11 protein-coding genes are annotated in these 12,554 nt (G+C 48.5%); all 11 read right to left on the minus strand.

Going from position 1 to position 12,554, the window contains the following annotated elements; all coding sequences use genetic code 11:
* The coding region (locus tag AB1466_04185) for a penicillin-binding transpeptidase domain-containing protein (GenBank protein ID MEW6189296.1) at nucleotides 1-1,440 on the minus strand (1,440 nt) is incomplete at its 3' end.
* Nucleotides 1,433-2,710, minus strand: coding sequence for an FtsW/RodA/SpoVE family cell cycle protein (locus tag AB1466_04190; GenBank protein ID MEW6189297.1), 1,278 nt, complete (start codon nucleotides 2,708-2,710; stop codon nucleotides 1,433-1,435). The genes AB1466_04190 and AB1466_04185, both read right to left, overlap by 8 nt.
* Nucleotides 2,677-4,596 carry a TIGR03960 family B12-binding radical SAM protein gene (locus AB1466_04195; GenBank protein ID MEW6189298.1) on the minus strand — a complete coding sequence of 640 codons (1,920 nt, stop codon included), beginning with the start codon at nucleotides 4,594-4,596 and terminating at the stop codon, nucleotides 2,677-2,679. Before AB1466_04195 ends, AB1466_04190 begins: the two co-directional genes overlap by 34 nt.
* Complete coding sequence (locus AB1466_04200) at nucleotides 4,593-5,438, minus strand: DUF697 domain-containing protein (protein ID MEW6189299.1); 846 nt, start codon at nucleotides 5,436-5,438, stop codon at nucleotides 4,593-4,595. Before AB1466_04200 ends, AB1466_04195 begins: the two co-directional genes overlap by 4 nt.
* Nucleotides 5,439-5,495: 57 nt before the next feature.
* On the minus strand, nucleotides 5,496-5,864 hold the full coding sequence (locus tag AB1466_04205; protein ID MEW6189300.1) for a GxxExxY protein: 369 nt from the start codon (nucleotides 5,862-5,864) through the stop codon (nucleotides 5,496-5,498).
* Between the two features lie 45 nt (nucleotides 5,865-5,909).
* Complete coding sequence (rodA, locus tag AB1466_04210) at nucleotides 5,910-7,010, minus strand: rod shape-determining protein RodA (protein ID MEW6189301.1); 1,101 nt, start codon at nucleotides 7,008-7,010, stop codon at nucleotides 5,910-5,912.
* A 228-nt stretch (nucleotides 7,011-7,238) separates the two neighbouring features.
* A complete protein-coding gene (mrdA, locus tag AB1466_04215) occupies nucleotides 7,239-9,089 on the minus strand; it encodes a penicillin-binding protein 2 (protein ID MEW6189302.1) in 1,851 nt (616 codons plus the stop codon).
* On the minus strand, nucleotides 9,065-9,868 hold the full coding sequence (locus tag AB1466_04220; protein ID MEW6189303.1) for a Stp1/IreP family PP2C-type Ser/Thr phosphatase: 804 nt from the start codon (nucleotides 9,866-9,868) through the stop codon (nucleotides 9,065-9,067). Before AB1466_04220 ends, mrdA begins: the two co-directional genes overlap by 25 nt.
* 6 nt (nucleotides 9,869-9,874) lie before the next feature.
* On the minus strand, nucleotides 9,875-10,273 hold the full coding sequence (locus tag AB1466_04225) for an FHA domain-containing protein (GenBank protein ID MEW6189304.1): 399 nt from the start codon (nucleotides 10,271-10,273) through the stop codon (nucleotides 9,875-9,877).
* The gene (locus AB1466_04230; protein MEW6189305.1) at nucleotides 10,266-11,093 is read right to left on the minus strand and encodes a DUF3662 and FHA domain-containing protein; all 828 of its coding nucleotides are present in this window, start codon (nucleotides 11,091-11,093) and stop codon (nucleotides 10,266-10,268) included. Before AB1466_04230 ends, AB1466_04225 begins: the two co-directional genes overlap by 8 nt.
* 209 nt (nucleotides 11,094-11,302) lie before the next feature.
* Entirely contained in the window at nucleotides 11,303-11,485 is a 183-nt protein-coding gene (locus tag AB1466_04235; protein ID MEW6189306.1) for a hypothetical protein, read from the minus strand.
* Nucleotides 11,486-12,554: the final 1,069 nt, after the last annotated feature.

The following is a 12,554-nucleotide window of genomic DNA, read 5'->3' on the forward strand; positions in this document are numbered from 1 at the left end:
AAATAAATATGCGGATATGATCTGCTTTGCTATGGGTGCGGCGACTCGACCGCCGGTCGCCTCACTGCCTAAATTCCCTCCATTTTCAACTATCACGGCTACGGCGATCTGTGGATCATCGGTCGGGGCGAAGCAAACGAACCAGGCATGAGGGGCCCCGTTCGCCACCTGTGCTGTCCCCGTTTTACCCGCCACGGAGATGCCCTTAAGTCCGGCTCCCCTTCCCGTACCCGATTCCACGACCCGCTTCATGAGCTCGGTCAAGGTCGATGCAGTCTTTGGTGATATCGGTCGAAGCCACTCTTCGCTACGGTAATGCTTCAAAATCTTCCCACTGTAATCCCTGATCTCTTTGAGGACATATGGTCTCATGATCACACCTTGGTTGGCGATGCCCCCGGTCACCAAGGTCATCTGAAGCGGAGTCAGGCGGACATCCTTCTGACCTATGGCGCTCATCGCCGTCCCCGGTGGGTCAATTTCGGCGGGCTGGGAGATTTTGCTTTCCACCACCGGCAATTCGAAGGGAACCTTGAGGTTTATCCCAAATCTTTCGGCGTAATTCACCAGCTTCTTTGCTCCCAGCTTCAAGCCGATCTGCCCGAAGGTATTATTACAGGATAATTCGAGTGCGTGGGCGAAGTCGATCTTCCCATGAGATTTCCCACCAAAGTCGCGCAGGGTGTGTCTAGTCAGGGGAAGCTTGAGTCTACCCGTGCAGGCAAACTGGGTTGATGGTTCGACCAGTCCTGTTTCAAGAGCCGCGGAGGCGGTGACGAGTTTAAAAGCCGAACCTGGGGGATACCACTCCTGCAGAGCTCGATTGAGGAGGGGCTTTGCCTCGTCTTGAATGAGTTCGTTCCAGGCTTGGGTTTCCCTCTCAATATTTAGACTGACCAGGGGGTTTGGATCGTATGAGGGATTTGAGACCATTGCCAGGATCTCACCTGTTTTTGGATTTAAGACGACTACCGCTCCCCTTTGGCTACCCATGGCTTTGGCAGCCACCTTCTGAAGGCGAGAATCGATGGTCAAGATCAGCGTATGTCCCGCTTTTTCTTCTCCCACAAGGTAGCTCAGATAATCCTGGAAGGAGGAAATTTCTCTCTTACCCAAGAGATGGTCGTTGAAGGCTGCCTCCAAACCGCTCCTTCCGTAACGCAGGCTGTAATACCCGGTTAACGGGGCGAAGATTTTCCCCTGGGGATAGATGCGCTGATATCTCCGATTCGCGACCTTTTTGCTCTCCGCCAGGACTTGACCATCTGAGCTCAAAATTGCTCCCCTGGCTATGGCCAACTCTCTTTCCATCCCCCTGATGTTTCTGGGATGGGAGGCTATCCTCTGAGCCGCAAAGACCTGGAGATAGGTGAGGTTCATACATAGAACTATGAAAGCCAATGAGAAAAGCAAGATGAGGTGGCGAATGTATTTATTCATATCTCTTCCCTCGACTGGATTCGTTGGAGATGGAGAGGAGCAGTCCCACCAAGATGAAGTTTGAGAGGATGGAGCTCCCCCCGTAGCTCACGAAGGGAAGGGTAACCCCCGTTAGGGGGATGAGTCTCGTTACCCCTCCGATGATCATGAGGGTCTGAAGGGCAAGAACCAGTGTTAATCCCGCCGCCAAGAGTTTACCGAATTCATCCTCACAGGTTAAAGCGATCTTAAATCCTCTGTGGATGAACAGGAGGTAAGCCAGGATAATCCCGAATCCCCCTGCAAGTCCCAACTCCTCACAGAGGGCGGAGAAGATAAAATCGGTGTGGACTGCGGGGATGCGGGTGGGATAACCCAATCCCAATCCAGAGCCGAAGACTCCACCACTGGCGATGGCGAAGAGAGACTGGACTATCTGGTAACCCTTTCCCCCGACATCTTTCCAGGGATTGAGCCATATATCTATCCTTGTCTGTACGTGGCCGAAGAGGTAGTAACAGCTCGTTGCACCAAACATGAATAGCAGTATGCCCACGACCACATAAGCTTTTCTTCCCGTGGCCACATAAAGCATGCCCAAAAATAGTCCAAAGAATAGAAGGGATGAGCCCAAATCCTTCTCAAAGACCAAGATACTCAAGGAGATTATCCACATGATGAGCAGAGGACCGAAATGTCTGAATCCGGGCACATCCATTCGAAGAAATCGACGGACGCCCGTCGAGAGTAGTTCTCTTTTCTCCTCGAGATAAGCCGCAAAGAAGACGACCAAAAGTATCTTGGCTATTTCTGAAGGTTGGAAGGATAGGGAACCAAATTTAAGCCATAATCTGGCTCCATATCTCTCATATCCGAAGAAGATTGGGGAGAGGAGCAACATTAGCCCCAACAGAGCGCAGGAGTACTTGTAATTTTCGAGCATTTTATAATCTTTGAGGAGCATGAGGAGGCTGATTAAGACGAATGCGGAAAGCAAAACCCACAGGCATTGGAAGCCCGCAAGTCCAGGCTTTAATCTATAAATCATGGTCACTCCGGTGAAGGTCAACAGTGCCATGATGGGAATGAGGGTGGGATCGGCAAAGGGCACCAATTTCCTTGTGGAGAGGTGGATGGCGATGAAGATGAAAGCTAGAGCACCGGCGAATGTGAACGCATCTCGAGGGGCGGCTCCGCAAGAGACGAGAACCGAGGTGAAACCCGCGAGTACCAGGAGAAAGGTTAGGAGGAGTGCGCCTATTTCTTGATTTCTTCTCTGTGCGAGGTGCATAACTCCTCCCTTTCGAGTACCGGTTTTAGCTTGAATGTTTGGCAAACTCCGCATTCGGAGCATGGACCTGTTCGGCAATCCTCGGTTGGAGTTTGACTCAAGGCCCTTTGGTATTCATTCCATAGGTATTCCTTGTTCACCCCGGAATTTATGTGATCCCAGGGGAAGACCTCATCACGGGAGCGCTCTCTATAGGCGTAAAAATCGAGGGAGACACCACTCTCTTCAAAGGCTTTTAGCCATTTATCGAAGTTGAATTGCTCGGTCCAGGCATCAAATCTGCAGCCTATCTTAAAAGCCCTTTCGATGACCTTGGATAATCTTCTATCACCTCTGGCCAAAGCGGCCTCCAGAACACTCAATTTGGGATCCTGCCATTTCAGGGAGATGTATCTGCTTTGGAGGTTTTTCCTTAAGAATTCGATCTTTTTCTCGAGTTCGGGGAGGGGATTCTGGGCAACCCATTGAAAGGGCGTGTGCGATTTTGGAACGAAGGAGGCTACGCTCAAGGTAACTCTAACTTTATTCCATTCCCTTTTGGGAGCGACAGAGAGCCCGATGTCCACTATCTTATGGGCGAGATCGACTATTCCCTGAAGATCTCCTTGGGTTTCTGTGGGTAGACCTATCATGAAATAGAGTTTTAACTTCCTCCAGCCCGATTCAAAGACATCTTTCAGGGTGGCTAAGAGATCTTCCTTGGTGAGGCACTTATTTATCGCGTCCCGGAGGCGTTGGGTTCCCGCCTCAGGGGCGAATGTGAGTCCCGTCTTCTTAACCCTTTGAATCTGACTCGCCAGTTCCACGGAGAAGGTATCCAACCGAAGGGAGGGGAGGGAGATGGAGATACCCTTTTGTGAGTGGTCGTCCATGAGCTTCTTCAAGGTTGGTTGGACGAGACTATAGTCGCTGGAGCTTAGGGAGACCAAGGATATCTCCTCATAACCCGTCTCCCGCAGCAGATCATTCGCCGCCCTGAGGATGAGTTTATGTGAACGCTCCCTCACCGGTCGGTAGATTATGCCCGCCTGGCAGAAGCGGCATCCCCTAGTGCAGCCCCTCATCACCTCCAGGGAGCATCTATCGTGGACGACATCCACATAGGGGACGAGGGGGAGCATGGGAAATTTGACATCGTTCAGATCCTTGACCGTCCGTTTTGAGACTCTTTTGGGGATGCCTCTGCAGTTGGGCTGGATTTTTTTGACCCGACCGGAGGGGTAGTATTCCACATCATAAAATTGGGGAACATAAATTCCCTCAATCCCCGCCAATCTTTTCAAAAGTTCCCCTTTTGCACCTTTGACCCTCGACCTTTTTCGACCCTCAACCCTCAACCTTCGACCTTTCTTATATTCCTCCACGAGCTCGAGGACGACCTCCTCGCCATCCCCGATCACGAACAGGTCGAAGAAGGGAGCAAGGGGTTCCGGGTTGAAGGCACAAGGACCTCCCGCAATGACCAGAGGATATCTTTCATCACGATCGGTTGCGTAAGGGGGGATTCCCGCCAAATCGAGGGCATTGAGGATGTTCGTATAGGTCATCTCATATTGAAGGGAGAAACCCAAGATATCGAAGGAAATTAGAGGTGTGCGAGATTCAAGGGCAAAGAGGGGAATCCTCCTTTCTCTCATGATCCTTTCCATGTCTATCCAAGGAGCATAGGCTCTTTCTGCGACCACATCGTCTTCGTCATTTAAAATCCCGTAAAGGATTTGTAGACCCAAATTGGGCAGGCCTATCTCATAGGCATCGGGATAGATCAGTGCGATCTTGAGATCGACCTCATGGTGTGGTTTGTGCACCGCATTCCATTCGCCGTCTATATATCTTGCGGGCCTTTGAACTAGCCGGAGTATCTTCTCCAGCGAATCACTTTTCACCCACGATCACCTTCGAAATATTTCTTTGCCAGCCTCCCCAATGCCACCGTGCCTCCATAGGCCACTCCGCTCTTGATTATCCATCCCGGACCCGGTAGGAGGTCAAGGAGTTGTCGAGCCAGAGCCCTAAAGGTGAACCCCGCCCCCACAACCGCCAGCAGCTCCTTACATCGAGCCAATGTGAGTTTCTCACCATGAATGGCTGCGATTTTGAGGATCATCCTTATCTGATTTGCGGTGAGGATGGGCATATCAGAGCCCGGCAGTATGGTTATCCCTCCAATGAGGGCATTTCTTGCGGCTGTTTCCCTGATCACCTTCTCTATTGCCGCTTCTCTGAAGGAAGGCAGTCTTGATGCCAGGGCGATTTCTTTGTTGCATCGATCCAGAATCTTCTGTATCAAGGTCCGTATCCCTAGACCCCTTTTGATGGATATGGAGACGATCCTTGTCGGTGATATTTCCAAAAATTGTTTGATTCGCTCACGGAATTCTTCAAAGCCAGAAGCATCGAAATCGTCTACGACGATGAGGAAAGGTTTCTTGAGTTCCGCCAGGCAGACGACAAAAGCCAGGGTATCTACATCAAATTGCTGGGTCATATCCAGCAAAATCAGGGCAAAATCTACGGCACAGGCCTCTTCTATGAGTTCCTCGGTCGATTTTCCCTCAAGTGTTAGGGTTTTAAAGATAGCCCTCTGTTCATGGGTGGGTGCAAGCTCTTCGATGAGCCCGGTGGCATCGACACCCTCCCTTCCGGCGACAAGGATGTTTACGTCCTTGGAGGCCTCCTTCCTCACCTGCCTTAGGGCTTTGGCGATTTTTCTCGTTTTGATGGGCAACTTGACCAAAGTAACCTCCCGTATAATGATTACACAGATTTTATTAGATTACACAGATTAAAACACAAATCTTTTAATCTGGCAGCTCTTATTGCCGAAATTGACTAACAAACCAACTTTTAAATTAGATGCCTTTAGATAAGAAAGCATTTGGTATTTAAAAACATCCGGAATATTGCCACTTACTGCCTTAATTTCAATTACAATCTTGTTTTCAACAACTAAATCTACAATGAAATTACCTACTTTTTTGCTTTGGTAAAAAACTTCAAATCGTTTCTCTGTTTCATGCTTTAACCCTTCTTTGTTAAAAGCTAATTTAAGTGCATTGTGATATATCTTCTCATTGAATCCTGGTCCTAACTCAGAGTGAACTCGATAACAACAGGCTATAATTCGTTCGGTAAGAGAGTCTCTGTTTTCCATAATCTGTGTAATCTGCTTTTTAATCAGTGTAATCAGACATTGTGGCTACTTGAACCTTCGTGCATAGATGTTGAGAAGTAGACCGGTGGCGATCAAATTGGTGATCATCGAGCTCCCTCCGTAACTGATGAAGGGAAGGGGGATGCCGGTGATGGGCATGATTCCCAAGTTCATTCCCACATTGACCAGAATTTGAAAAAGCCACATGGAAACGACACCGATGGCCATCAACGTTCCAAATAGATTCCTGGCCGTGGTGGCGATCCTTATCCCCCTGGCGATTATGACGGAATATAAACCGAGTAGGATAGCTGCGCCTAGGAATCCCAGTTCCTCCCCGATCACGGCGAAGATGAAATCGGTGTGGTGTGCCGGAACGAATCTCAAATTGGTTTGACTCCCCGAGAATAACCCTTTACCGAAGAACCCCCCAGAACCGATGGCGATTTTCGATTGGAGGAGGTGATAACCGGCGCCTAAAGGATCTATATCCGGGTTCAAGTATACGATCAGACGCTTCATTTGGTAATCTTTGAGTAAGTTGAAGTGGATTATGAGGAAGCAAATGAGAATGCCGATGGCGATAATGATCACATAGTTCCTGAGTGAAGTCCCCGCCACCAGGAGCATCCCCATAAGTATGGCTGCCAAAACGAGAGCAGTCCCCAAATCGGGCTGCTTAAAAATTAGGATAAGTGGTAGTGCAATATGGGCAAAGGCCAGGGATAGGTCTTTTGCTGAGGTTATCTCTCCCCTTCTGCTGGCCAGGAAGGCGGATAGGGTGATGATGAGCATGGCTTTGGCGAATTCCGAAGGTTGGAAGAGAAAGAAACCAATGGGTATCCACCTCTGGGCTCCCAACGTTGAACGCCCCACGAAGGAGACGGAAGCCAGCAAAATTATGTTGAGGATATAAATGGGTGTGGTATAAGGGCGAAGCCAATTATAGTCCAGGCAGGATATGGTCACTGCGACTAAGATGCCCAAGATAACCCAAGTGATCTGCCTCTTTAGATAGTAATATGGATCCTGTGCCTCCTGGGGATAAGTGGCACTATAAACCATGAGGGTTCCATAGCAAAGCAGGGCAATTACCGCAAGTATTAAAATGAAGTCGACTCGTCGCACGAGCTTAACCAAATCCACCTCTGCTCACTCCATTCGCGATTCAATTACAGGATTTACGCTCACACTCGTTTTGTGAAGCAATTAACAGCCAGTTTGTACCCTAGACATAATTCCAAAAGTAAGGCTTTAAAAATCCTAAATTCGAAAATTTAAACCAAAAGGGCATTTTTGGTGGAAATCAAGAGCCTTCTTCGCTTCAGATGAATTAATGTCTAACCCATAAACTCTAATCCCTGACTCCTACACTTATCGTGACACATCGATGACATCAACCGGTCCCGGTAGTGGCACGTTGAATATGTGACTCAAAATCCGTCTGGCTGCTGGAGCCGCCGTGGATCCACCGTGCCCACCCTGCTCAACAAGGACTACGGCTACGTATCGAGGATCATCCGCCGGTGCGTAGCATGCGAACCAGGCAAAGTCGTCTTTTCCAAAGACCTGGGCGGTACCGGTCTTTCCGGCCACGGGTACGGGGAAGCCCGCAAAGGCTCCACTCGCCGTTCCTTGAGAGACCACTCTCTTCAGAGCAATTTGCGTAGCACCGATGATCCCCGGGGGCAATTCCAATTTTCCCAATTCCTGCGGTTTAAATTCATAGGAAACCCTACCCTCTGGAGTTAAAAGAGCCTTGGCTACATGAGGTTTGTAAAGAATGCCGCCATTGGCGATTGCCGCATAAGCATTGGCCATTTGAAGCGGGGTGACCAGCAAATCGCCCTGTCCAATTGCGATATTTACCGTATCTCCTGGAAGCCAGATCCGGTATCGTGGATTATTCTTATATCGCTCCCTTTTCCAAGCTTTGTCGGGAACCCTTCCCTTGGCTTCCGAGGGGAGATCAATTCCGGTGAGGGTACCAAATCCAAACCTTCGTGACCATTCCTGGAACTTCTCCTGGGTTTTATGGAGCATATAACCAATTTCATAGAATACCACATCGCAGGAGTGGATGATTCCTCTGATCAAGTCGATTCCTCCGTGGCCGGAGCGTTTCCAACAAGATTTAGCCCAACGCTCGCCAAAGCGAGTCCATCTGCCGGTACATTTAAAGGCGCTTCTGGGCGAGACCAGATGCTCAGCCATTCCGGCCATCGCGGTGATGGGCTTAAAGGTCGAACCAGGGGGATATGAACACATTATCGCCCGGTTATTTAAGGGGAAATGGCTCGAGGGATCGTTTAACAGCGCCCACTCTTTGCTCGAAACCCCGCCCTTGAAAAGACGGGGATCATAGGAGGGATGACTCGCTAAAGCCAATAGCTCCCCGTTTCTGGGATCCATGACCACGACGGCTCCAGCGGCTGCATCTTTGTGCCCATGCCTATGAGCAGTTTCGATGGCGGCTGCCAGGGCTTCTTCGGCAGCCTGTTGTATGTCTGCATCTATGGTGAGCGTGAGGTTGTAGCCGGGTACAGGGTCCTTCTTGCTGAGAACCCTCAAGGGTCTTCCGGTGGCATCGACTTCTACTTGCCGTCCTCCCTTTCCGCCTCGCAAGACCGACTCGTACTGTCTTTCAACCCCGGTTTTACCGATGAAATCCCCTAAGCTGTGATGCTTATATTCTTCCTTTTTCAATTCTTCCTCCGAGATATCCCCAAGGTATCCAAGAATGTGAGCGGCGAGATTTCCTCTGGGATAGTCTCTAACGGATTCGATTTGAATATCAACCCCGGGAAACTCGGATTGATGCTCCTTGATATAAGCGAGGGTTCCTTCATCCACATTTTTCTTGACGATCACCGGTTTTAAGGGATCCTTCTTCTCTTTCAGCTTTTCCTCGATTTCGTGGATGCTTACACCAAGAACTTCGGCTAGCTGGGAGAGAACATCTCTTTTATCCTTCACGATGGAGGGATCCACGGAGATAGCGGGGCTGGGACGGTTTTCAACGAGGACATTTCCCTTGCGGTCGTAGATGGTTCCCCGGGGAGCATCCACGGCAACCAGTCTTATTCGATTTTCCTCGGCCAACTTGGCATACTTCTCACCCGCTAAAACCTGCAAAAACCAAAGCCTTCCCAATAACACGCTGAACACCAATAAAGCGAGTATGCCAAAGATGGCCACCCTTATGTGAATCTTTTCCGGGACCATATTCCCCTTCTTCCAGACATTTTAATCAATTTTAAAGCCGTTAAGATTCTTCTCTTGGATCTTTTAGGGATTCCGGATATCTCAATCAGGATGACCGTTACATTGTCGATTCCGCCTCGGTCATTGGCGGCTTCCACAAGTTTTTGGCAGAGGGTTTGGGGATTGAGATTCTCGCTCAAGATCTCCCCGATCTCTTTCTCCTTGAGCATTGAGGTCAGACCATCGGTGCACAAAAGGATCTTATCCTTAAGTCTCGATTCGGTGGAGAATAGGTCGATCTCAACGGAGGGGGTACCTAGGGCTCTGGTGAGCACGCTTCTCAAGGGGTGAATTTCTGCCTCCGATGGATTCAACCTTCCATCCCTAACCATCTGAGCGACCAGGGAGTGGTCCTCGGTAAGCCTTTGGAGTTTCCCGTCTCTGAATAAATACGCCCGGCTATCGCCGACATGTCCAATGTGTATCCTGTTCCTCGTGGGGACCACGACCGTGAGGGTGGTGCCCATTCCGGATCGACCGGGTTCTCCGGCTTCTTCCATGATCGCAAGGTTTGCCCTGTGGATGCTGGTCTTTATGCGTTTTTGCATGTTCATTCGGGAAGGCAATTCCTTTAAGCTTTTTTCCAGGCTTTTCAGGGCTATGGTGCTGGCTATCTCACCCGCTTGGTGTCCACCCATGCCATCAGCTACGGCGAAAACTCTCCCCGTGGCCAGGTAACCATCTTCGTTTATTTCCCTGACCCGACCGGCATCGGTCAAAGCGGCATATCTCAATTTCATCAATCCTCACTCCACGAACTCCAGAAGTGTCTTCCCAATTCTGATCCTGTCCCCTGATTTCAATTGAGCTGGTTTCGAAATTCTCTTTTCCCTCAAAAATGTACCATTTGTGCTGTTAAGGTCCTCGATGAGATAGGCTCCATCCTTTTCTAAGATGCGTGCGTGGATGTGGGAAACGAAGGAATTGGCGAGAACGATGTCATTATCGGGGGAGCGACCGATTGTTAAACCATCTCGAAGGGGGAAGACCTTGCCGATTTCCGCTGAACCTTCAAGGACGATTAACCGTGGATGGAGGGATTTGGCAGAGATATCTTTATAGATTACTACCACTATGAACAGTAAAAATAGATACAGAAGACCAACAAAGATGTATTTAAGAAGGAGGAGAACTAAATTAAACATCCTCCGAACTCCTGAACTCGAGCTCCGTGGTTCCCAAGGTTATAAGGTCTCCCTCTCGAAGCAGTTGCTTTTCTGTCCTCTTCCCATTGACGAATGTCCCATTGGTGCTCTTAAGGTCCCTTATTACCAATCCCCTTTCTTGTACTCTGATTTCTGCGTGAATTCTTGAGACATTGGGATCTGGTAGGATGATATCGTTTGTAGGAAGCCTCCCCAGAGTGGTTAAGGACTTGATTAAGGGGAATTCACGCCTGATACCTTTGCTTTTTAGTATGAGGACTCCCTTCGGAGAGATTGGTTCCTCTTCCACGGGGATCATTTGGGTCTGGTCCATTATTGGCTTCGCCTGCCTGCCTGCCCGTCCAACAGGCGGGCCCGTGGGCAGAGATGGCATGCCGGTAGGTATGGCCTGCCTGGGCACGGCCTGTTTGTCGGCGGGCACGGTGACTCCCTTCTTGGCGCGGAGCCCACTTTCCACCACCATTTCCCCCAGAGATAGATCGTCTCGAGCGGAAATTTTAATTTCGGGGGGGCTTATGAATGTGAGACCATCTTTTTTTGCTTGCGTCATCAAAAAATCCTTCAATTCGTTTATCAATGGTTCCTCTATGGGTTCCAGGTTTTTCTTATCTTCTTTGCTGAGGTACAAAGCGTATTCGTTTGGAGCATAGATTTTCGCAACACTGACTGTTTTGTTCCTCTCCATCTCCCTCACGAGCTTTTTTGCCAGCTCTATGGGTTGGACACCCGATTTGAAACTTCGAGTGAAGAAACCCTCGAATAAAGCCTCGAGTTTTCGCTCGAACTCTTTAAGACTCATCCCATCTCTCCTCCTGTGGGCAGACACGGCTTGAATCCGGAAATTTAGCCATTTTTAGTTTATCATTAAGAAAAATTTTTTTGAAAACTTTTTCAGAAGAGGGATAAAACTTTGGACGTCGAACCATAAGAACAATAACACATGGATATATCGCCCTTGTATTGACCTTTTTGTGAGCCGATACCATGGTACGTATACCCGAAAGGAAGTTAATCTGGCTTTCTCTCATAGTTTACCGTTGGGTAGCATTGTTGCACATATTTGTTTTGCTCTTGTTCAAGGCTTCCAGAGCTGTCCCTTTTGAGCGTGGCTGGTTTCTCTTTTCCTTGGCTCTTATCTATGTTTGCCTTTTGATCTTCTTTCAAGGTGTTATCTACCGAAACCAATCTCACTGGACGAGCTTTCTAGCAGTAGATATTCTCATTTGTCTTTTGCTGATGTCCTTTGGGGGTGGGTGGCGAAATGCTTGGTATCTCTACTCCTTTAGCCCGGTACTTATAGCTGCTCTGTTCTATCACATGGGGTTACCACCGCTGCTATTTGCAGCTTATTCTACTGGTTTTCAATTTTCGTCAATGGATCCACCCAGGTGGAACTGGTACTAACTAACCATCTCGATGACTTGATATCCAACATCTTTAGCTTCTTCTTAATTGCCGTCTTTTTCGCATATCCCTGTTCTCTTTTTGATCGTCTCAAACGGACCCAGATGGAATTGACTGAAACAAGCAAAGATTTGAAAGCCTCAGAAAGGCAGCTATCCATACTTTAGCTTTTAGTGTAATATGTTGGCGTGGGAAGGCGCGGCGAGTCTTTGTACTATATTGGGTCATTTGTTCTGTCGCTGCCTTATTGGCTATAACCATGTGTGGCCTGGGTGGTTCTTTTATTTATGCCATTGTAGTAGCAGACCCTCGAGGTTGCGGCCCCAGTATTAGCGACATTGCCGGTATTTATATGGGCATTGTTTTAATATCCACTATTATTGGCCTAGTTGTTTTGGTTGCCACCGTTATTTACTGGCTGACAAGGAAACATATGAATTCACCAGAGAGTGAACTTATTGAGATCAAGTTCAAGGTTGCAATTTTACTACCGCTAGTATTTTTTCTCGTATCTTTCCTTATAATGACAATTCTTGTCTCAAAAAGCCTGGCTCCTCCACGGCTTGAGCCCTTGTCACTGAATATCCCTTTCCTTCCTTATCCTTATCAGGTAAAAAGTTTGACACGCTATGGTAATTTACTTATATAAAGTTAACCCTTATTCTTCTACCTCTGGTATTTTATCTACTAGCCTTCCTGGTAATGATAATTTTTCTTTTCTAAGGAGCTAGCTTCCCCGCAACCAGCTCCTCCGCAACTTAAACCACTTAGCTTATTTCTTATCTTCTCAAAAGGAAAGTAGTTGGGCATGAAGGCAAAAAATCACAGATTTAAAGGTGCTTGAAGGGGATCAAGG

Source organism: Actinomycetota bacterium (genome assembly GCA_040755895.1).
Lineage (GTDB): Bacteria > Actinomycetota > Aquicultoria > Subteraquimicrobiales > Subteraquimicrobiaceae > Subteraquimicrobium.

Excerpts from the sequence above, each read along its gene's own strand:
- AB1466_04190 (MEW6189297.1), bottom strand. The coding sequence starts at position 2,710 with ATGCACCTCGCACAGAGAAGAAATCAAGAAATAGGCGCACTCCTCCTA.
- AB1466_04230 (MEW6189305.1), bottom strand. The coding sequence starts at position 11,093 with ATGAGTCTTAAAGAGTTCGAGCGAAAACTCGAGGCTTTATTCGAGGGT.
- AB1466_04225 (MEW6189304.1), bottom strand. The coding sequence starts at position 10,273 with ATGTTTAATTTAGTTCTCCTCCTTCTTAAATACATCTTTGTTGGTCTT.
- AB1466_04220 (MEW6189303.1), bottom strand. The coding sequence starts at position 9,868 with ATGAAATTGAGATATGCCGCTTTGACCGATGCCGGTCGGGTCAGGGAA.
- AB1466_04205 (MEW6189300.1), bottom strand. The coding sequence starts at position 5,864 with ATGGAAAACAGAGACTCTCTTACCGAACGAATTATAGCCTGTTGTTAT.
- mrdA (MEW6189302.1), bottom strand. The coding sequence starts at position 9,089 with ATGGTCCCGGAAAAGATTCACATAAGGGTGGCCATCTTTGGCATACTC.